The organism is Tumebacillus lipolyticus (assembly GCF_042682745.1).
Lineage (GTDB): Bacteria > Bacillota > Bacilli > Tumebacillales > Tumebacillaceae > Tumebacillus_A > Tumebacillus_A lipolyticus.
Genome location: NZ_JBHUIO010000009.1, coordinates 129711 through 151855 on the forward strand (window position 1 = coordinate 129711; position 22145 = coordinate 151855).

17 protein-coding genes are annotated in these 22145 nt (G+C 55.3%); all 17 read right to left on the bottom strand.

From position 1 onward, the window contains the following. The 17 genes from ACFSOY_RS14560 to ACFSOY_RS14640 all read right to left on the bottom strand — a co-directional run bounded on the left by ACFSOY_RS14560 (position 1) and on the right by ACFSOY_RS14640 (position 22126). Positions 1-2253: a putative baseplate assembly protein gene (locus tag ACFSOY_RS14560; protein WP_386047792.1), complete on the bottom strand. Its 2253-nt coding sequence runs from the start codon at positions 2251-2253 to the stop codon at positions 1-3. 33 nt (positions 2254-2286) lie between these two features. Continuing rightward, positions 2287-5349: a baseplate J/gp47 family protein gene (locus tag ACFSOY_RS14565; RefSeq protein WP_386047794.1), complete on the bottom strand. Its 3063-nt coding sequence runs from the start codon at positions 5347-5349 to the stop codon at positions 2287-2289. A 26-nt stretch (positions 5350-5375) separates the two neighbouring features. After that, positions 5376-5777 (bottom strand): GPW/gp25 family protein, encoded by a 402-nt coding sequence (locus ACFSOY_RS14570; RefSeq protein WP_386047795.1) that lies wholly within the window; start codon positions 5775-5777, stop codon positions 5376-5378. 13 nt (positions 5778-5790) lie between these two features. Further along, positions 5791-6522: a phage baseplate assembly protein V gene (locus ACFSOY_RS14575; RefSeq protein WP_386047797.1), complete on the bottom strand. Its 732-nt coding sequence runs from the start codon at positions 6520-6522 to the stop codon at positions 5791-5793. Then, a complete protein-coding gene (locus tag ACFSOY_RS14580) occupies positions 6519-7631 on the bottom strand; it encodes a phage late control D family protein (protein ID WP_386047799.1) in 1113 nt (370 codons plus the stop codon). Before ACFSOY_RS14580 ends, ACFSOY_RS14575 begins: the two co-directional genes overlap by 4 nt. Positions 7632-7637: 6 nt before the next feature. After that, positions 7638-8270 carry a CIS tube protein gene (locus ACFSOY_RS14585; RefSeq protein WP_386047800.1) on the bottom strand — a complete coding sequence of 211 codons (633 nt, stop codon included), beginning with the start codon at positions 8268-8270 and terminating at the stop codon, positions 7638-7640. Between the two features lie 36 nt (positions 8271-8306). After that, the gene (locus ACFSOY_RS14590; RefSeq protein ID WP_386047802.1) at positions 8307-13628 is read right to left on the bottom strand and encodes a hypothetical protein; all 5322 of its coding nucleotides are present in this window, start codon (positions 13626-13628) and stop codon (positions 8307-8309) included. 5 nt (positions 13629-13633) lie between these two features. Then, positions 13634-14077 (bottom strand): phage tail protein, encoded by a 444-nt coding sequence (locus ACFSOY_RS14595; RefSeq protein ID WP_386047804.1) that lies wholly within the window; start codon positions 14075-14077, stop codon positions 13634-13636. A gap of 26 nt (positions 14078-14103) precedes the next feature. Then, entirely contained in the window at positions 14104-14292 is a 189-nt protein-coding gene (locus tag ACFSOY_RS14600) for a DUF6760 family protein (protein ID WP_386048353.1), read from the bottom strand. Beyond that, the gene (locus ACFSOY_RS14605) at positions 14289-14666 is read right to left on the bottom strand and encodes a phage tail assembly protein (RefSeq protein ID WP_386047806.1); all 378 of its coding nucleotides are present in this window, start codon (positions 14664-14666) and stop codon (positions 14289-14291) included. The genes ACFSOY_RS14600 and ACFSOY_RS14605 overlap by 4 nt, the downstream gene beginning before the upstream one ends. Positions 14667-14750: 84 nt before the next feature. Further along, entirely contained in the window at positions 14751-15185 is a 435-nt protein-coding gene (locus ACFSOY_RS14610; protein WP_386047808.1) for a phage tail protein, read from the bottom strand. Positions 15186-15208: 23 nt separating this feature from the next. Further along, on the bottom strand, positions 15209-16957 hold the full coding sequence (locus tag ACFSOY_RS14615; RefSeq protein ID WP_386047810.1) for a phage tail sheath family protein: 1749 nt from the start codon (positions 16955-16957) through the stop codon (positions 15209-15211). Between the two features lie 83 nt (positions 16958-17040). Further along, the gene (locus tag ACFSOY_RS14620; RefSeq protein WP_386047812.1) at positions 17041-17811 is read right to left on the bottom strand and encodes a hypothetical protein; all 771 of its coding nucleotides are present in this window, start codon (positions 17809-17811) and stop codon (positions 17041-17043) included. Further along, the gene (locus tag ACFSOY_RS14625) at positions 17811-18377 is read right to left on the bottom strand and encodes a Pvc16 family protein (protein ID WP_386047814.1); all 567 of its coding nucleotides are present in this window, start codon (positions 18375-18377) and stop codon (positions 17811-17813) included. Before ACFSOY_RS14625 ends, ACFSOY_RS14620 begins: the two co-directional genes overlap by 1 nt. Before the next feature lie 10 nt (positions 18378-18387). Further along, on the bottom strand, positions 18388-20577 hold the full coding sequence (locus ACFSOY_RS14630; protein ID WP_386047816.1) for an AAA family ATPase: 2190 nt from the start codon (positions 20575-20577) through the stop codon (positions 18388-18390). A 229-nt stretch (positions 20578-20806) separates the two neighbouring features. Further along, positions 20807-21247, bottom strand: a complete 441-nt coding sequence (locus tag ACFSOY_RS14635; RefSeq protein ID WP_386047818.1) for a DnaJ family domain-containing protein — start codon at positions 21245-21247, stop codon at positions 20807-20809. A 99-nt stretch (positions 21248-21346) separates the two neighbouring features. Then, complete coding sequence (locus ACFSOY_RS14640; protein WP_386047820.1) at positions 21347-22126, bottom strand: class I SAM-dependent methyltransferase; 780 nt, start codon at positions 22124-22126, stop codon at positions 21347-21349. Positions 22127-22145: the final 19 nt, after the last annotated feature.

The window sequence follows — 22145 nt, forward strand, 5'->3', positions numbered from 1 at the left end:
TCACACATCCGCCCGCGAGATCAGTTCGATCTGATGGCGACCGGAGTAGACCAATCCATGAGGCGGCAAGAGAATATCCCCTGAGGGGTCTTTTTGGACGCCGACCCCTTCTGCCTCAAACCAGAGCGTTTGGATGTATTCCACACCGGCCATCTGGTTGATGATGCCGTAGATGTCCCCTTTGTAGACGGGACGCCCGAACTCCCACCCTTTGGTCGGGTCGGAGTTGTCGAGCACATCGAGAAAGTGTTGCAGCGAATCATTGATTCGTGCGCCGAGATTTTTCGTGTCAGGATCGATGACGATCACCGCATGCACCGTGATCTTGACATACTCGGGAGGCACGACGTGCACCTCTGTCGTCAGCAGGCGGTGCTGGTCGAGATGATGTTGCACCGTGCTGAGAAATCCGGCGCTCGGCTTCGGTTTCTTATCTTCGCCGTACGGGACGACGACGACTGTGACCTCGCCGGGAGCTTTTTGCTGCGGATAGTCGCGCAAGCCGACCCGATAGAGCGGGATCGCCTTGGCGCGTGCGACGCGAAGCCCAGGGGTCGCCAGCGCGAGTTGCTCAAAATCATCGCTCGTCACGCCTCTGGTCGTCATCATCAGCTCGCGTCGCAAGCGATCTTTTGCTTCGTCCAGCGTTTCGCGCTCAGCGCCTCCGCGAGCAAAATCATGGTTGATCACCGTGAGCTTGCCGAACAGTTCCGGCCGCGCAAACGAGTTGATCAGCAGGCGCTGCACGTTGCCGCGCTCCCCCCCGCCCACTTGTAGGGCGAGCAACCTGATGTTGTCATCATCAGAGACGTCTGGAATCTGTCCGTTCTCGCTGTTTCCGAAGACGATCTCGCCAGTGCTCTGGTCGAACACATAGTGACGATCATCCGGCCCGGAACGTTCAAAATCGTCCACCTGTGTCCAGTCCTGCCAAAGCCATTCCGGAGCGTCGAGCAGCTTGATGCCAACTTGCAACTGCAACGACTTTGGCAGAACGGGCGTCTGGGCCAATTGGAAGCGCTGTCCGGGCAGACCGTTGCTTCGACCGATCCACATGTGCGCGGCAAAATCTTTCTCATAGGCGATCACGCGAATCGTCCCCTTGCCTTTCGGTGGAATGCGCCCATGTTCTCCATTGCCAAAGCGCAGGTAGAACACCTGCTGGTCTATATTGCGATAGAGGATACAGCTGCGGTCATCCGGCTTTCGTGCAGTCAGGTCATCGACCTCGTCCCAGATGCGCCAATCGCCTGTCGCCTCCTCTTGCACTTGGATTTCCACCTCGCCAAAATAGGGCAGATAGCCATCGATCACATGCTGTTGATCCATCTCGCCTGTGCCGTCGATCGACAGCACGGTGCTCTTCGTTTCGCGGTGTACTGCGCGCACCGTGTTCAACAATATTTTCTCAACTTTCGGCGGGATTTCGTATCCAGGCTCCTCCAGCACGGCACAGATCCAAAAGCGCGCTTTGTCATTTGCCGGATGGATGCGCATCGGGCTCATCAGATTGGGCACGGTGAAGGTGAGGCTCCCGCTCTTGGACAGATGCAGCGTGCTGTCGCGCTCGATCCGCAGCGGCAAGAGTCGCGGCGATCGATTTTCGCCAGCCTCGTCAGCGCCTGAGTAAAACCACGAGACCTTGGCGGGAGGAATCTGCCCCCCTTCGATCTCCTCGCTCGGGTTGGCCTGCACCTGATAATTTTCGAACAGATCGAACGTCAGCGTGATCTCTCGCTTCGCCGGAAGCTCGCGATCAAAGGCGAGAAAGAGGCGATTCCCCCGCTTGGCCCGCGCTCCAAACGCGTAGTAGCCGACATTGTTGTTCTCGTTGGCAACCGTGTGATCGGAGATCTCCGCTTTTGCGCTGACCAGCACGCGATCGATCTTTGCAGGCAAGAGCAAAAGCGGTTCGACCGTTTCGAACGGCTCATTCAAGCCGCGCAGTTTGCTGCCGCGGGGCAGCAGGTAGGGCACCTGCACATTTCCGAACGACACGTCGACTCGCGCATAGCTCGCCTGTTTGGGCACGACTCCTAACATGCGCAAAAATTTCAGTTCATTTTTTACGGTCACCCTGTTTAGATAATATTGTTGCATCTCGGTGAGATAGGAAAATAGCTCGACCATCGTGATGCCAGGGTCGTGCGCATTCTCATCGGTCCACTGCGGGCTCAGCTTCGGGATCATCTTGCGCGCAGAGTCGACGATCTCTTCAAATAGGCGGTCATCTAGGTTTGGCAACGGGAGCATAGGTTCACCACCTTTTTCCATCTGTTTTGTTGGTTAGTCAAGCAGTTCGACGCCGATCTGATGCTTGCCGTTGATCACGATGCCATGTTGAATCTGCATCGCTTCCTCAAACGTCAGTTCGGTGCGCTTTCTGTCCGCCAGCTTGTGCACGGTCAACGACAACTTCTTCACATGGTTGACGCCTGTGACCGCTTTGAGCAGGCCGTAGAAGACAGATGCGTGGATCTGTTGTCCGATCTCCCACCCTTTGCCGTCATAGTTGCCTTGATACGGATTGAGAAAGCTGCTCAAGCTCTGAACCGCTTCGAGCTCAGCGGGCACGACCTCATCCATCGACATGACGACCAGTTGAGCGAAGATCGAGATTTCCAAGTAGACCGGCTCGATGACCACGATGCGGCTGACCATCGCGATCGTGCTGGCTGAGCGCTCGACGAGGTACTCCTCCACCCGACGCTTCAGCTGCGGGAAGAACGGCCTGCCATTCTCACCACCGCTCGGGAGGATCGCCAGCGTCACACAGCCGTTTTCTCTTTCCAGGTTGGCGTTGTAACCGGGCAGGCACTTCACCTTGGCGATGTCGTGGTATGCCTGACGAGCCAACCATTCATAATCGAGCGCTGTGATCGCTCGATCGCGATGGCGCACCTTGTGCGGCCCCCGCTGCAGCGTCGTCTTCAGCGGCTCGATATCACTGCCCCCGCCAGCAGGAGTTGGGTTGAACACGCCGGCGATAAACGCGATCGTCTGCTGCAGAGATTTGATTTGCCCCGCTTCCACATTGCCGCGTCGGCCGACAATCTTTTTATAGTGCACCATCACCGGCTCAGGACCGCTTGCGGACAGCGCTCTGCCATGTACCCCATCGCCGAAGCGCAACACCCCGGTCGATCGATCGAGCACATAGTGACGATCTTCCGAGCCTGAATGATCAAACTGTTCCACCGGCTCGTATCTGATCCACAGTTGCAAGATCTGCCCACCGGAATCGCGCAAGATTTCGGTGCGCGTGCTGTCTGAGCTGAGCAGTGCGTCCAGTTCAAGCTCGCTGAGCTGGCCGGTCTCATCCACCCAGACCTCCTCCGAAAAGATCGGCGGCCCCTCCAGCACAAAGCGAACTTCGGTGTCGCTGACCTGCTCTTTCTTCGGCACTTCGCGGCGGATGCTCTGCTGTTGAATCGCCTTTGTCGTGTTCGGAAAGATGCCGGCGAGCAGCGGGCGCTTTCGTTCGGTCACCGCCTTGCGCTCGATCTGTTGGTCGCGCTGAAGCGCTCGGAGCCAGAACAGATCGCGGGTGAACAGCGAATGGCGAACAAAGTCGGACGGCCCGACAAATTGCACCGTGCCGCTGCGGGTGAAGCCGAGCGTCTCGTCGATCGTCTTGATCGGCTTCCACATCGGCCCAGCCGGACCTTGACACAAATACTCCCAATCGATCAGCGAGAGCTCCGAAGTCTGATCGGGGATGCCGAGCAGAGAGAAGTACAGCTGGATCGGCCCTTTGCGCGGCGCTTCGTCAAAGCCCAGATAGAAGGCGGGAAAGCGGCTGTCAATGCCCACAAAGGGGGCAAACAGCACGTTGCGCTCAGCGATCGCTAACGTCCGATCGAGCACTTCCATGTTGTTTTCGGTCAGACAGCGCTCAACTGGAAATCCTTGATTGGGAAAATAGCAGTATTGCAGGCGCAGATTGGCCAGCTTTGGCGTGAGATAGATCGGGTTGTTCGCATACAGGTTTTCCACCTGCAACACGCGAGCGCGAATCCAGCGCGCTTGATGTCCGTTGACCCACGTTTCAGACATATCGGCCGGACAGATGAACTGCATCACCATCTCCTTGCCCGCTTCGCTTATGCGGTAGAAGATCTCCTCATACTCTTGGTTGTGGAACAGCCGCACCCAGCTATTCCCGTTCCAATACTCCCAGATCACTTGCCGCACAGACGTTTCCAGCACTTTCGGCTTCTCAAAATCGCTTTCCTTCATGATCGGCTTCCAATCGATTTTCTGCTCGTCTTCTGGCAAGAGGCGATGGAGCACCGATTGGAGGTGAAACGTCATCGTGATCGTGCTTTCCTTCTTCGAGAACGCTTCCTGACTGCCGATATAGAACAGAGCGAACGGTGCGAAATATTCCCCAAACGGGTAGCAGTCGGCCGCATCCACCTGGATGTCATTGAAGAACAGCAGCTCAGGCTCAATCCCCCCTCGCCCTTCCACATCGAGATAGTTGGTCTTGGCGTGCAGGGAATCGATCAAAAACGGCGACTCCTGCGAGGTGACACGATCTAACATCTGCGGCTTGATCTTGCAGCGAATCCAGCGATTTTCCTGGCCTTGCAGCTCGCGGCGGGCGACCTCCCCCGCTCGGCTCTTGGTCAGCGCAAGGCGGTTGCCCTTCGCAGACACCGCATCGAACGGCTCCCAACCGCTCGGGCTCGAATAGGCCCATTCGAGGGTGTTCAGATCGGCGAGCCGCTCCCCATACGTCTGCTCCAGATAGCGCGCTTTCGAATGATAAAAATCCAGCTCGATCACCGCGGTCTCGCCGATCAAAAGCAGGTCTTGGTGCCCGAGATACAGACAGTGCGACTGAAGGTTTTCCCCCTGCTCGCAATCGAAGAGGACTGCTGGGCGCTCCCGTCTTGGTTCGATGCGGACGATGCGATCGAGGTCGCTCGACGTCAAAATCGTCTCCACGAGCTTGGAAGGGGTGACCAGCAGCGGGCTGGCCGTCTCAAACGGGATCGGTTCTCCACCATCAGATGCTTCGGCGAGCAGCTCGGTGCCAGCCGGAACCAACACCGAGTGCGGCGTTCCTTCGCTCATCGAAAATGTCACGTAGCCGCTAGCGGGGCTGGCTGGGAGTTGAGAAAGTCCGGTCAAGTTGAGAAAGGCGATCAAGTTTTTCATCGGGACGCGGTTTAACCGCTCCACATTCTGCAGGTACATGTCCGCAAAGATCGAGAACAAAGCGGCTCCCGCATCCGGGTCATTCGGGGAGAATCTCCACTCCGGCGTATAAAAGGGAACCATATCTTTCATCCGCTGTATCAGATCTTGTAGCGTGCGTTCATCGATGCGGGGTGGCAACATGCTCTCCCCTCCTTCCGCTTGTTCAACTATTTCGTCCCTTCATGCATGTAGAACGGATAGACCTGGTTGTACAGGTTGTTGGTCGTGCGCACCATGTAGGAGACGCTGATGCTCAGCTTGCCCATATCGATATCGTCCTCGGTGATCTTCACTTCCACCTCATGCACGCGAGGCTCCCATTGCATGATCGCCTCTTCCACCGCAGCCTCCATCAAGGAGAGCGTGGTCGTATCGGTCGTTTCGAACACGAAGTCGTGAATGCCGCAGCCGAAGTCGGGCCGCATCACCCGCTCCCCTTTGGCCGTCCAGACGATGATGCGAACCGCTTCGGCAATGTCGTCCTCGTACTCCGACATGACGATGCGCCCAGTGGTTTGATCGACTTCGACGGGGAACTTCCAGCCACGCCCGAGAAAGCTTTTTCCCATCAGTTCCACCCTCTCAGTTGATTTTGACCATCGTGCCTTTGATCGTCACCATCGCGCTCGACTCTAGCGTCAGGTTACCCGTCGCCTTCAGGCCCATCATCCCAGATGCTTCGAGGTTGACCTGTGCCGACTTGACCGAGATCGACTTGGCGCTCTCGATCTGGATCTCCCCTTGCGCAGTCAGCGTGATCGTCGCATTGGCACCGCCCGAACTTTTGATCGTGATCTTGCCGGAGTCTCCGCCGTTGATCACGATCGAGTTCTTCCCTTTTCCATCCGCGACGGTGAGCGTATCCGCTTTGTCATCGAGGATCACCTGGTGCGATTTTGACGTTTTGATCTCGATCTTGCCCTCTTTGTCAGTGTCGTCGAACGTGATCTCATGACCTGCGCGAGAGACGATGCGCCGCAGATTGTTTTTCTCCGCATCATATTTTGGCGGCTTGTCTTTCGGATTCCACAGCGCTCCGATCACGTACGGCTCCGCCATATCGCCGTTGTGAAAGGCGACCAGCACCTCGTCGTCCACCTCGGGGACAAAGACTGAACCGCGCTCTTTGCCAGCCATCATGCAGGCGACATATGCCCATTCGGTCACCTCTTCCCCCTCGCGGATCGGAATGGTCAACTTGACCCGCCCTAAGTTTTCCGGGTCTTTGTTGTCGGTGACGAGCGCGCGGACCACGCCGTGAATATAGTTACGCGATTCATGATTGGATGGTGCTTGTGCCCATGAGTTGATCATACTGCATTCCCCGCTACTTCAAATGTGGTGAGATAGCCCGACTTGTTCATTCGGTGCGTCACGCTCCGCAGATACATCGGCTGTGAGAAGCGCGCGCCCACCCCGGTCAGCTTCAGAAAGCGCCCCGCGATCAGCTCGGGCAGCCCGATCGATTCGCCGCTGCCTGAGATCAGTCGCATCGATGCTTCAAGCGCCTGTGCGTCGGCGATCGTCTGCAGTTCGCTCTGATCGGACAGGTTGGTATGCGTGTACTGAATCTTGTTCTGTGCGGCAAACTTGCCGAGCAGATCCTGTCCGGTCGAAGTGTTCGAATTGACCGGTTTGATCGGCTTCGATTCTGCTTGCAGCTTCTTTTTCTCCTTCGGATCATAGCCGGTGACGATAAACTTCTTGATCTGATGGTCGAGTTTCATCGATGTTTGAAACGAGCGCAAGTTCTTCCCGAAGACGAGCGTCATGATCGGCGTCGTTTTTTGGAACGGTTTGCGAAAATATACATCCTTGCCGAGCACAAAAAATTCGAAGTACGTCTCTTGCGCAAGCTTTTTGATCAGGGTGTAATCGTCCTGTCCTTGACGGTCGATCTTCAGCTTCACCTTGTTGGTCGATTCGATGTTCGATGTGGACAGCGCATATTTCTGCACGATCTCTTTGACCACGTCGCTGTTCATCTTCTGCTCCCACGAGTTGGCCGTCTTCTCGCCCTTGCCCTTCATCATCACATAGGAGTAATCCATGCCGGTGACAGTCATCGTCGGCGTCCCGTCCGCTGGATAATTGTAGGAGACGTTGGTGATGATGCCGTAGAACAGCGTTTCCAGCTTGTCGACATAGCCCATCTTGATTTCGACCGTGTTGCCGAGCGTGAAAATGTTCTGCCAATCGAATTCGCGCGAGACCCAGTTGTAGGCGTTGTTGATCGTAAAGGAGAAATTGTTCGCCTTCTCAACGCTTTGGGTGACCGAGACGGTGGTCACAGCCGCTCCTTGCTTGACGACATCCTGCCCACCGACGTCGATCAGGAAAGCAGGTGCAAAGAAGTTGCCATATTTTTGTTCGAGCTTATCAAATTCGTAGGTCTTGGTGTCCAGCTTGATCTTCGGTGGCATGCTTCATCACTCCAATCGCGGGATGGTCAAAGTGCGTCCAGCTTCGAGCTTTCTTGGATTGTCAATGCCGTTCGCCTTGGCGATCTCTCGCCACTTGCCAGGATCTTCGTACTCCTCGTTGGCGATCATCCACAGCTGATCCCCTTGGCGGAGCAGCTTCTGCTTGGTGCGATCTGCCGATTGGCGCGGGATTTGCTGATATTGCTCCTTGACCCCGTAGACCGCTTTAAAGGTCACGTTCAACGTCGCCCGCACCGGATTCCCCTTGTTGGAAAACATCGTGAACTTCTGGTTGAGCTTTTCGATGATGCCTTGAAATTTGAGCGAGCCCCAGACGAATTTGACCAGCGGCGGCGCATGCAGATCTTTGTCGACTTCCAGCAGTCCGGCGATCTTCTTGGTGTAGTCGCGCACGTCCGCATCTGCACTCTCCCCGTAACAGTCGAGAAAAAGCTCCATGCTGAGCGTGGGCGTCTGTCCGGACACAAACTGGGCGATCGGCATGGAAAGACCGGGGATGGTGTGCCAAGCGAACTGGTTGCCATGATCGAGCGAATAGTTGTTCGGGTTAAACAGCACTTTGATCTTCGTGCCCTTGTTCCCACCGTTTAGCACTTCGATGATCGCTTTGGTTGTCATGATGATCGGCCCTTCCTTTCCTGTGGATGCTCGCGCCTATAAGCCGCGAATGGAACGTTCAAATTCGATTTTCTTTTCGAGCTCCTGGTAGAGGTGATCGACGAGCGATTCCAAGTCGATGTTGGCGAGCAGGTTGCCCTGCTTTAGCTCTTGCTCTTCGAACGCTGGCTGCACCGGTTCTGACTGCTGAATCGCAGTTGTCACCTGCTCTGCGGACGGCGGTTTGCGATACTCGATGTTCGCCTGATCATCTGCGGTGAAGCTGTTCTGGCTCGTCCAGGTCGAACGATGCAGGGTGAACGGAAGTTCCTCCTCGTATCCGGTGAAGCTGTCGGCACGCTGAATCGCTCTGCGCTCGGCGTCCGCTCCGCCACGCGGTGCATCGATCGGCGAATCGCCGCTGAGGAAAGGGCGTACACCTTTTCCCGCCTGATCCGCATGCTGTCTTCTGATCAGCAAGGGCTCATAGGTGCGATCGGCCATTCCGTGCACGCTTCGCTCTGCGATCATGCGCTCAGGAGCATGACGATCAACACCGGCGCGCTTTTGCAACTGCCCGCTGTTTGTAAGATCAGCGCTGCGAATCGCGGAGGTCATATCGGTCATGAGCGTCATGCTCTTCACTCGGTGCAGGGAAGTCCGATCAGCACTGGCCAACTTCGTGATCCGATCGGTCCAGAGCGCGATCTCCTTCGCTTCCTGTCGACCCGCATGCTCAACAATCCCTAATGTAGACAGCCGATTGACCAAATCTGAGGCTCTGATCAGCCCCTGCTGAGCGCCGAAATGATCCGCATTTTGACGCTGAGGAGACCGATCTTGCAGAACGGATGTCCCCGCCGTCTGGCGCCTGCCGAATCGATCTGCGATCTGGATCATCGAACTGGACAGAAGCGCCTTGCTCCGCTCTCGCTCGCGAGACGCTCGATCCGCCGCGCCTCGCCTGTCCATCAGATCGCTCGACCGCTCAGCACGCCTCGCTTGAGGTAGGTCTGCTCGATTCACTGCGACGAGTTGGTCGCTCCAGTCTCCCGTTTGCAGAGCTTTTGTTGCTTGCAGTAGCCCTGCTCGATTTACTGCGACGAGCTTATCGTTCCAGTCGCCCACTTGCAGAGCTTTTGTCGCTTGCAGTAGCCCTGTTCGATTTACTGCGACGAGCTGGTTGCTCCAGTCTCCCGCTTGCAGAGCTTTCATCACTTGCTGAAGCCCTACTAGATTCACTGAGACGAGTTGGTCGCTCCAGTCTCCCGCTTGCAGAGCTTTCATCACTTGCTGAAGCCCTGCTCGATTCACTGAGACGAACTTGTCGCGCCAGTCTCCCGCTTGCAGAGTTTTCATCACTTGCTGTAGCACTGCTCGATTCACTGCGACGAGTTGGTCGCTCCAGTCTCCCGTTTGCAGAGCTTTCATCACTTGCTGAAGCCCTGCTCGATTCACTGAGACGAGTTGGTCGCTCCAGTCTCCCGCTTGCAGAGCTTTCATCGCTTGCTGAAGCCCTGCTCGATTCACTGAGACGAGTTGGTCGCTCCAGTCGCCCGTTTGCAGAGCTTTCATCGCTTGCTGAAGCCCTGCTCGATTCACAGCGGCGAACTTGTCGCTCCAGTCTCCCGATTGCCCGGCTTTTGTCGCTTGCAGTCGCCCTGCTCGATTCACAGCGACGAGTTGGTCGTTCCAGTCTCCCGATTGCAGAGCTTTCATCGCTTGCTGAAGCTCTGCTCGATCCACCTCGCCGACGATGGCCTGCCAATCGGTCAACAAGGTGGTGCTCGTCATCTGGCGAGATAGGAAATCGTTGATCTGCTCGGTGATCGCTGTCGACAGGTTGGTGCTTCGCAACAGCTTTTCTGCCCCGCCGGAGGCGGTGACAGCCGCATCGATCAGTTTGAAGGCTTCTGCTCGCTCTGGAGACATCGGCCGCTCAGCTTTCGAAGCGAGCGATCTTTCTGCCAGATGACGCAACTCGCTTTGGTTTGCCGATTGAACATCGGTTGCGAGTGTGATGGATGTGCGACGAAGCTCGTGGATCAGCTGGGTCACCCGCTCCACCTGCTCAGCGTTGAGCGCATGTAAGATCTCGGTCACGTCCTGAACCGTCTTGATCGATGTGGAGTTGATCAAGCGGGTCACCGTCGTGACATCAGCATCGCGCAACGCGCCGGTCAGCCTGTCGATCTGCTTTGCCTCGAAGCTGGCGAACACCGCGAGCAGCTTCGCCGCATTCCCGATCTGAGCGGGATCAAATCCTCTTAGGCGAGCAAAAGATTCGCTGGAGGAGGTGCGAAGGTCATAGATCAACTTCGTCGCCTCGATCAGCTCTTGAAACGAAACGGCAGGTGCTAACGCGGTGGGCTCGATTCTGCTGGAAGCAAACGGCCTCGCCGCATACATCCTGCTGATCTGTCGAGCTGCTGTCGCGATCTCCGCCGACCCGATCCGGCTTTCCGCATGAAACGCGTTCAGCCTTGCGATCGCAGACCTCGCGCCGATTCCATCGATCGCGTGCCGCGAGTCGGCTATATTTTCAACTTGCATCCAATCTGCTCTTCGCTCCTGATCGCTCATTTCCAGCAAGCGAAGGAGTTGAGAGCTTCGAGCGGTGTTCCGCTCGCTCAGCCGATCGATGATCTCGATCGATTTCATAAAATCTGTATAGGAAGATGTGGTGATCAGCTTCGTCACCTTTGCAACATCTGTTGATGACAGCGTGGAGATCAGGTTTACCGCTTGGTTCACCTGTCTGACCGATAAGTTGCTGATCAGTTTCGTGATGTCGTGCACATCTGTTGCGACCAGCTCGGCGATAAACTCACTCACCTGAGACAATTCTTTCATCGAAAGCAACTCGATCGAATCGGTTGCCTTGTTCCAGTCTGTATGCGTGAGCGTTTCGATCAGGTTCATCGCCTTGGTGACGTTCGTCGTTGTACATGTATGGATCAGCTTGGTCATCTCACTGACTTCTGCTGACTGAAGCGCTTCGATCAAGTGCGTCGCGCTTTTGATTTCACTTCGGTTCAGTTGGCTGATCAAATTGGCCGCATCCTCGATGTCGGCAGTTTGAATCGTTTCGATCAGCTTGGTCGCATTTGCAAGGCTCTGCGTGTCGAGCCTTTTGATCAGGTTCGAAACTTTCGATCTATCTGTCGCGATCAGTTTGTCGATCATCTCGACGGTGCTCGCAAACTCGGTCGATTGCAAGCTGTCAAACACAGTTGTGGTGCGGATCAAAGCGTCCGCGCCCAATTGTTCCAGCGCATCGGTCAGTCGACCGACTTGGGTCGCTCGCAATTCGGCGAGCAGCGCGGTGATGCGATGCACAGCAGTTGGTGAAAACTCCTGCAGCTGCTGAAGCACGTTCTTCGCATCGAGAATTCCCTCTATGGAAGGAGATGCGACCTGCTTGTCTGCAAAGACGATGTCGGCGCTCAAAAAATCTTCCGCCTGATCGGTTGCAACGAGCATGTTGACGACGTTCGTCACTTGATTCTGATCAACATCGGTTACTACATCGATCAGATTCGCAGTTGTGGTCAACTCGTTCGAAACGAGCATGTCGACCCAACTGCGCAGTTTGATCATGTCGGTCACAACCTGCGCACCTGACCACCCGCTGTGAGCTTGGTGATCCACGCGGCTGATCGCATCGATCCAGCCGCTCGCTCGGTTGAAGTCGACCGAACGGATCGTGTGCAGCAGTTCGCTCGTCCTCTGCAAGCCAGAACCTGATCGACCGTCTGCCAGTTGCGTGGCAGTGGAGAGGTCAACCTTGTCCAACGTTTGGGCAAGCGAGCGCAACTCGCCGATCTCAAGCGCTTGTGGCGCTTGTGGCGCTTGTGCAGAAAGCGTATGAAGCAATTGGGTAAGATGAGTGCGATCTATCGTTTTCAGCGTGGTGATCAGTCTGTCTAGGCCAGATAAATCTGCTGTGCGCAGTTCATCGATCAGGTGATGAGCTTCGCCGAGCGATGTCGTGCGCAGCTCAGAGATCAGTCGACTCAGCCGGACGAGGTCTGCCCGGTCAACCGATCGGACCAGTTGGCTCACCTTGACTACATCTGTCGTCTGAAGCGCCACCAGCAGTCGGTCGAGCGAAGTGCGATCCACCGCGGAGAGCTCTTTCAGCAACAGCTTGATGCTCGTATGATCATGCTCCTGCAACGAATGCACCAGCGAAGGGATTTCTGCCAGTTCGCTGCTGCTGACCTGTTGGATCACCCGTTTCAATCCGATCAATGGCGTCATGCTGTATCGATCGATCAACCGACCTACCTGCATGAGATTGTGCAGGCCAAACTCATCTGCCAGGTGACGCACGCGGATCAGATCAGCCTCTTCGATCTGTTCGAATTCAATCCGTTCGGGTTGACGGCGCACTGCTGTGCGATCAACCGCATCGAGGCCGCCAAGCGACCGTTCGAGTCGTTCAGCCTCCACAAAATCAAGATCAAATCCTGTCTGCAACCGACTGCGACGAAGCTCCTCCAGCACCTGCTGGTTGAGCATCAGGTGCAGATAGTGACGCTTGTCGACCAGTTTGCGAGACTGCGACGGTTGATGGCCGAGCAGATCGGTGATGGTGAGATGACTTGCCTGCCGTCTGTGCAGGCGAATCTGGTTGGTGAGATAGGTTGCAAAGGGACGAAGGTCGGTCAGATGTGGATGCTGCCGCTTCACCGCCTGCAAAACATCAAGAACTGGACGCTCCCACGCGAGACCTTGATCTGCCGCAGTGCGCAGATGCTGAAGCGTCGCTTCGCTTCGACTCGAACCGGTGTCTCGGCTCAAATCGATCTGTTCGACATGCTGCAGATGCGCATCGACAGCTGGTATCGCTTGCCGAGTGTCGCTCAGATGAGCAGGATTGGGCATGCCAAACGGAACTTGTGCCGCTCGACCTTGCAGCGATGTCTGTTGCAGCAGCGCTTGCAGCGTCCGCTTGACCTCGATCAGCCGTGAGCGGTGCTCCGCTCTGTCAACCATGCTGCGCGCAGATCGCCGATCCAGCGTCACCTGCCGCATCACTTCCTGTTTGAGCACACGAAATTGATTGATGATGTGCGTTTTGAGCGTGTGCAAGTGAATCGCACCGCTTCCAGGAAGCGCCCTGACCGCTTGGTTGGTCGCGCTGATCTGCCGCTCTACCTGTTCGATCTCCACGCGCAACTGAGCCGCAAGCTCTTTTAGCTCTTCGCGATCTCCGTCGCTCTCCAAAAGCTCCAGCTCGCGAAACACCAAGCGCAACAAGTCCAAATATTGATCGTGGGAAAAACCGTACTTGCCCAAGATAGATTGTGCAAAGCTAGAGGATAGCGAGCCGATCGGCCGGATATGCGGTTCAAACGGTGGAAGCACGTTCATCGCTGTCACTTTCCTTTAATAAACTTCAATCCCTGATGCACCAATTCGATCGTCTCGATCGCCAAGCTGCTCTGTGTCGCGTTCAGATCGGGTCCCGACCATTTGACCGGGTACGCATCGACGAATGTCCAGCGGCAAAGCTCATGATCCTTTTTGTCGTACATGATCACCGCACCGCTCTGTTTCTGAATCTTGCCATCCCTTGTATTCAGAAACCATTTCCACAGCTCATCACCGTTGCTCACGCCTCGCTTTAACACGAGCGGCGGATACTTGGCATGCTTCGGAAAACGGTAGGTAAATATATTGACGCCGCCTTCTTTGTACTCCTCATACTCAATCTCTGCCTGTAAACCGGTCACTTCGCTAAAACCGGCCACTTGGATCCCATCCAGTTCGACTTTGAACCGAAACCCGGCGACAACGTTACGCGGTTTGATCTGGGCCATCTGAAGTCACCTCTTCTGCCTCGACATTAGAAGATATCAAAAGGATTATCACTTGGCTTTTCCCCGTTTAAATTGCGGTTGATGCGCGAGATCTCGTCACACCACCTGCGTCGCTCCCGATGCTCCATCGACATGATCTCATCATGAGGCCAATGAAAATAATAGGCGATAAAACCGACTTCCTCATAGATCTTGTCGACAGGATATAAGGTTATGCTCCGCTCAGCTCCGGAAGAAAAGCCATTTCCACCTCAAACTCGTGATCGCATTTTGGGCAAGCTGTCTTCACCTGCACCCCATCTCCTTCGTTGATCTGACGGTAGAAGTCTTGCAGATAGGCCAGATCGGAGGTGAAAAACCGCTCGACGGTGCGCGTGTCGATCGCGCTCAGTTCACCGAGGCGCGAGATGACGCGAGAGAGCAGGATGATCGAAAGATAGCCGGGATTCGATTGAACGCGCGGATCGCGCATCGGCAAAATCTCGTCGGCAGCTGTTGCCAAGCGCATCACACCGCGCTTGTGGAGGTTTCCTTCCTCGTCCACATATCCTTTAGGAAGAATAAATTCGTATTCGGTCTTGAATGCCATCGTCGCTTCCCCCTCCATCATGTGGAAGAACAAGGAGATCGAACATCCCCTTGTTCCCCAAAATACTGATCGTTACAACAACAACTATTTGGTTCGCTTCATGCCTTCGTGCGCGATCTCCAGCGACTCGATCGCTACTTCTGATGCGGTCGCATTCAGATCTGGGCCGGAGTATTTCATCGGCCAGGCGTTGATGATCTGAAACGCCGCAGCATCAGCACCTTTTTCATCCATCACGGTGATCGTGATCGATTTGCGAACGATCTCGCCTTTTTCTATATATTGGAAAATCCAGTTGAACAGTTCCATGTTGTCGGTCATGCCGCGCTTGAGCGTGATGTTGCCATATTTGGACAGGCCAGGCAGTTTGCGCGGGGTGGTCACTTCAGTTCCTTCGCGGTACTCCACCACGTCGACAGATGCATCATAACCGGACACTTCGCTGAAGCCGGCCGAAACGATGCCATCATATTCCACTTTATATCGAAACTTGCGGTATGGGTCTTTACGGTCAGACATACCTCTACCCCTTTCTTACGAAATTAGTTATCGCTTGTTTTTTGCGTAAAGCGGAAGATGACAAACTCGGCCGGTTTGACTGGCGCGATGCCCACTTCACAGATCAGGCGACCGTTGTCGATATCATCCTGTGTCATCGTCGTGCGACCGATGTTGATGTAGAAGCCTTCTGCTGGGCTTGCACCTTGCAGTGCGCCAGAGCGCCACACTCCGGTCAAGAACACGTCGAGCGTGCGCTGAACGCGCGCCCAGAGCGGCTCGTCGTTCGGTTCAAAGACCACCCAGTTCGTGCCGCGCAAGACAGATTGCTCGACGAAGATGAACAGGCGACGCACGTTGATGTACTTCCACAGGCCGTTGCTGGAGAGCGTGCGTGCCCCCCAAACGCGAATGCCCTGTCCGGTGAAAGAGCGAATCAGGTTGACGCCGATCGGGTTGAGCGACGCTTGCTCCATGTTGTTGTACTGGCAGTACAGCCCGGTGCAGTTGCGCACCACTTCGTTGGCCGGCGCTTTGTGCACCCCGCGCGTGTTGTCGGAGCGGGAGATGATCCCGACGACCGAGCCTGATGGCGGGATGTAGTTGCTGCGCTTCTCCAGCGGATCGAACACTTGCAACCACGGACCGTACAGCGCAGCATACGAGCTGTCAAAATAGTTGCGGTGCTCCGCAACCTTATCGACGCGCGTCGTCTCTTTCGGCAGGTCGAGGATCGCAAAGCGGCTCTTTTGATTTTCACAGTGCGCGACGAGGTTCAGCTGGACGTTCGGATCTGTGACGCCAGGAACCGCCATGACCGCCACTTCGTCGTTGTCGACAAATGCGGCCACACCGGTGCGCTTGCCCGGACCGTTGTCGATGCCGTTAAAGTCGGACGCGACCATCGCGCGCGGGTTGCCGTCTGCGCCTTTCGCCAAGGTGATGTCGAAAGTGCTTCCATCATCAAGACGTCCGGAGATGATTTGAAACGGGGTGAGAACTTCCTCAGAAGCAACGCGTGTGCGGAACAGGTCGGTCACCTGAATCAGGTTCGATTTGCCCAGCACATTGACCACATAGTACGGGCTCTCGATGTTGAAGGAGAGGTTTTCGAACTTCTCCGCCTGATCGCCGTAGTACGCTTCGAGGGAGAACTCGCAAGTTTGGATCGTCTTTTTCGGGATCATGTCGGTGTCGACCACGTCGCCTTCCAGCGGTTCGGCCAAGGTGATCACATCATCTTTTGCGAAGACGATCCTGTTGTATTGCTTGTTGCCCTCCGCGTCAGCATAGACGATCACATCACCGGCAAAAAAGCCGTCTGCGCTCTTCAGTCGATATTTTGGTTCTTCGTCTTCGAGCACCTCGACGATCTTGGTCTTCGCCTTGTTGTTGCTGCTGATGATCACGCGGATCTGGTTGCCCCACGCGCCTTGGTTCTTCGCCTCGATTTGCAGCGGCAAAGTCTCCAGGTTCTCCTCAGTCGCGTTGGTCGCTGCCACCGCATCGGCCGGAACGACGCGCATCACGAAGCAGCGCCCTCCGCCATTTAAGAAAAAGTGTTCGACCGCATAAGCCAAGTAGCGGAAATCTCCGTATTGGTTTTCGGACAGGTAGCCTCCGTAGAGTCGACGAAAATCGTTGAAGCTGGTGACGAGCTGCGGCACTCCGACAGTCGGCCCGCGCTGTGCACAGCCGATAAATCCTGCCGTGCTGGTGCTGACGCCTTCCATCGGCACTGAGCCGCTGTCAAACTCTTCCACATAAACTCCAGGCGTTTTGTACTCTGGCATCGAAGCCCGGTTTCAAAAATACGGTTGAAGCCTGTGTATTTTTGAATCCGGTCCCTCCTCTCTGTTTGGATTTGATCTATAAGTCAACTTGAGAAATCGTCAAGTTTGACCGCACGAAGATTGAACAGTTTGCCCTCTTCCACGCTCACCTCCTTGCGGAATTCACGCTCACCATCAGCGATCGTCAACAGCACATCAAACCTCTGGCTCTTGCAGTTGCCAAACGCGATCGCAATTTCGCCGCGCGAATCGCTCTTCGTCTCCACACAGGGCAGCAGCGAGGTGCCGCGCGGGTGGGTCTCGGTGAGAGGTCGAGTCAGCTTACAGGTGCGGGAACCCTCGACAACCGCTGCGATCGAACAGCTCTCCTGCCCGAGCGCATAGCGTTCACCGACGCGCACCCGCCCGTTTAGGCGAGCCAAAGCGATCTCCGTCTCGCCCGCCGCCAGTTCAGCTGAAAGTTTCGCCTTCATGCAAGATTCAGAAAAAGCGATCGCTCGAACGCTCACATCGGGCCTCGTTTCCCCCCGCTCGTCCCGCAGCGAAGCGCGGATCAGCGTGGTCTCCTCCGGAAAGGGATAGCTTGGCTTCGGCGTTAAAGGAACGATCACCACCGGGTAGAGCGGGTCCAAGCTCTCAAGCGAAGCCTCGATCTGCACATCAAAATAATGCTCGCACTTCACCTGCGCCCAAAAGGAGCCACCGGTCAGGTGCTGAAAGACGAACATGCCGTTTTGCTTCTGCAGCGGCTGTTGCAACACGCCCTCAAGCTTTACAGCCAGCTTGCCGAGCGGGATGCCTGCGGTAAAGCTGTCGATCAGATGAAAGACCAGCAAGCGCTTTCCCTGTTCCATCACATGTCCTCGACCTTGTCGCTGCGCTCGACGATGCGCCCGATCGGCTTGTTCTTGCCCGAATCGATGTAGACGGGGCCAGCCATGAAGTTGAATGACAGCTTGTACGGCTGATTGGGGAACAGGGTGATCGCCGTGTGCAGGTTGATCGGCTCGCGCATGACGATCTTAAACTCTTCATTCGAATCGGAGAGCGCTCCCTGCAGCGCCGAACCTTTGAGCCAGGAATTGTCATGCAGAACCTGTAGAGCTCGTCCCATGATCCGCTGCTCATCGATCGCCCTCGTCTGCAGATCGGCGCTCGAATGAGCGGTGATCAGATAGTGCAGGTCGACCGCCATCGGCGGGTCCTGCACAGACGGACCGTTGTCGATCATATAGGACTGCTGCGCCATTCCGTTTTGCTCGATCTGGTAAAGAAACAGGGAGAGGACAAAATCCCCTTTGTCGGCCGGAGCGACCAACCCGATCATCTCCGGTTGCGGGATCGGGTCGGGTGTCATGTGCGTCCGCAACAGGTGGACGAGCGTTCTGCCAACATCTGCGATCACCGTAAAATCTGCCATGCTCTCGCTCCTATCCGCCTAAATAGTCTTGGAACTCGTCGAGCTCCTGCTTGAGCAGCAGTTTGCCCGTCTTGCCAAGTTCGTGCTTGATCGCCCGAATGATCTGCATCATTCCAACCGGACTTCCAGCTTCGACCGCCAAAAAGGCGGCCGACATCACGATATTTTTAATATTGCCGCCAGCAAATTGGAATTTGTCGGCGAGATATCTGAAATCGAGATCGTCTGCCAGCGGCGTCTCCTGCGGAAACATGCCTCGCCAGATCAGCTCCCGATAGTCAGCATCAGGAAATGGAAACTTGATCACATAATTGATCCGTCGCATAAACGCTTCATCCATGTTCTGCTGAAAGTTGGAAGCGAGAATCGTGATGCCCTCATACTCTTCCATCTTCTGCAGCAGATAGGCGGTCTCGACGTTCGCATATTTATCATGGGAATCTTTCACTTCGGATCGCTTGCCAAACAGGGCGTCCGCCTCATCGAAAAACAGGATCGCGCTGGAAAGCTGCGCTTCCGAAAAGATCTCCTGCAAGTTCTTTTCGGTCTCTCCGATATATTTGGAGATCACCTGCGACAGATCGATCTTATAGATTTCCAGATTGAGCTCTTTGGCGATCACTTCGGCCGACATCGTCTTCCCCGTGCCGGGAGGGCCGGCGAACAGCATCGACAAACCTTTCCCGTAGGACAGCTTGCGGTCAAAGCCCCACTCGCCAAAGACGACCGATCGATATTTCATCTGATTGCACGCGTTTCTCAAGTTGTCCTTTTGCTCGTTTGGCAGGATCAGCTGATCGAACGTATAGCGCGGGGTGATGCGCACCGCCTTCTTTTCCAGATTGTGTTGCACCTGGGCGTAGCAAGCTCGGTGCAGTGCGGTGAGATCGATCGGCGCCGCCACATCCGTCTGCCAGTGCGCATTGCTCTTCGCTGCTGCCATCGCATGCTCGATCTGGCCGATCGTAAAGCGGAACTTGCCCGCCACCGCCCACCAGTCGAGATCTTCGGCCACCTGATAAGCGTTGCTCAGCCGCTCCCAGACCTGTCTGCGCACAAGATCGTGCGGAACTTGCAGGGCGATTTCGATAAAGATGCGATTTTGGCGCAGCTCCGGTGCTTTCCACGGTCGCTCCGAAAGCAAAAAGGAGATCCCACGAAAGCGCTCTAGCGCCTCCCGAAGCCAGAAGATGTGCTTGCGAACAGCGGAGTCCTCCCCTTCCAGCAACAGGTGGACACCCGAAAAGCCGAGCGCTGCACGCTGAATCTTCGCTTCTCGCACGGCGCGCAACAGCACGTCTGGCAGCGATCGCCCTTCCTGCAACACTTGGCGCAGGTTGACCAGCAACCACCGTTTTCGCAGGTGCTGACACAGATGGCGAACTTGCAGCTTTTTGCCCGAGCCAGGGTTGCCGGTGATCAGGAAAAGCTGCTGCTGCTCCGCCAAGCTCGTGTCGACAAATCGCCGCAACTGCTCCTGCACCTCCGACTCCCAGACCAGCGGCTGTAACTCCACTTCTGGTTCGAAGCGCTCCACACAGCTCCCCAGCTCATCGTCACGATCTCCAAGATGGAGCAAAAAGCGACTGATGCGAGGGTCGAGGCGCATCTTTTTGGCCAACAGTGTCGAAGGAGAGCCTTCCTCTTCTGCGAGAAAAAAGTAGGTGGATAGCGTTCCGCTCGGTGAGAGGCGTTCGATGAGTTGCATCATCTCATGCGGGGTGGAGGTCAACAGCTTGAGCGCAAGGTCGACCGTCGGGCTCTTGCAGGTCACATCGTCCTGCAGATAGGCGTAAAGCTTTTCATACTTGCGATGCACCTCGACAGCGAGGCAGATCAGCAAGCACTGCTGATCGATCGGAGTCAGTTCAAACAGGTCTGCCAAATAGGAGAATGGTAAAAAGACACCATCTGCCATACTTTGTTCGACACGGGATGCGATCTGGCGCTCCAGACTGTACAGCGCGATCAGCGCGTCATCATCCCGCTCCTCATCTTGATATGTAAAAACAGGCTCCTCAAGCAACCGATACACTTCCTGTTCGGACACGACGAGCCCTTTAAATGGGTCCATCAGATCTTCTGCAGGTGCAGCGGCCGCCTGTTGCTGATCCAACAGCTGACCGATCTTTAGATCCAGCCATTGCAACAGATCGGCAAGGTGCTCAAGTCCGTTTTCATATCCCCTCTCGTGTGCCATTGTGCCCCCTTTTTAATGACAAAAAGCGACATAAATCTATTTCATCCTTATTTTATACCATTTCAAAATGTATATCTACCTAATTATGTGATGGTAAAAGAAAAAACTTTACAGAGCTATTAATCTGTTGCTTTCTTTTAGTAAATGGTTGAACGACTCAGATCCTTACAATGTCACCAGATGAAAAACGCTTGGAGAACAGGTTGTCCTCCAAGCGTCGATCACACCATTAAAGCCATCTCTCGTACTGCCTGCGAATCAGGTCGGGAAACAGTCTGGTCTTCTGCATGATAAACGGGCACATCAGGTTATACTTTTTGATCTTTTCATTGATCGGCAGAACTGCCGTTTCTAGGTCGATCGTCTTGCCACTGTCGATTTGGTCAAGAAGCTGTTTGATCTCGTCGCGAATTTTGTGTTGAAGTTCCAACCACGGTGGCAGGACTTTGGCGTTCTTTAAGATCGAATTCATCACGCCGTTCTCCCCTTGGTTCGTCTGCTCGATCACCAACGGCTTGCCTTTGTATTTGTTGTTGTCCAGACCGCCATTTTTCTGAAAATCGTCGAACGCCTCGTCGAGCCAACTGCTATATTGCATTTCCGAATAACGAGATTCCTCAGAATGTTCACGCACTTCAGCTGGTACAAATTTCGCTCCGTCTTTTGACATCTTCCCTTCCTCCTCTACGACCTGTCTCTACACCTCCAGTATATGTTAATTCCCGTTTGGAGTAGGGGCTTAACCGCGATCAAATTTGACACTTTCGCGTCATTTTTTCAGCAGCACCATCCACTCTTCGATTTCCAGCGATTTGACGCGCCCGCCTTCCGCCACCACACGAAACTGATCTTGCCAAGCTGCATCCCCCGCCAAGATAAACGCTTCCGTCTCCCGCATCTGCTCGTCTGTACAGGACATCCGCTCCATCCAAGGCAGGAAAGAAAACGACTTGCGCCGCACTCGACTGCGCACCTCGACAAAACCTGCCTGCTGGAACAGCGCCTGCCATTCCTCGATGCTCAAGCAGCGCACATGGCTTGGGTCGCGCAGTTTTTCAATCCGATTCCGCCAGGCGCTAAGCTTTGCATCTGTTGGCACGACATTGTCGATCATCAAAAGCTGGCCGCCTGGCACAAGCACTCTGGCTGCCTCTTCGACGAACGCCTGCGGATTGGGGAAGTGATGCGGTGCGATCCGGCAGGTGACCAGATCGAACGCGCCTTCCAAAAAGGGCAGCCGTTCCGCATCTCCGCGCACGAACAGCACATTCTCACACCCGGCTGCTCGCAGATGCGCAGAAGCAGCTCGGAGCATCTCCGCGGTCAAATCGGTTGCCACCACCTGTTGCACATGCGGGGATAGCGCTTTGCTCACATGTCCGCCACCTGTCGCGATGTCGAGTGCTCTGTCGCTCGCCTTTGGTTGAAGCCATTGAATCAACAGCTCCAGATCGTCCCCTTTTGCGTGTGATTCGCTCGCCACATAGTTGGCCGCATTCTTCCCAAATTGGCTTTGCACAGCCGCCTTTGCCTCATCTTCATGTTTCATCGCTCACACACCTCCTGTC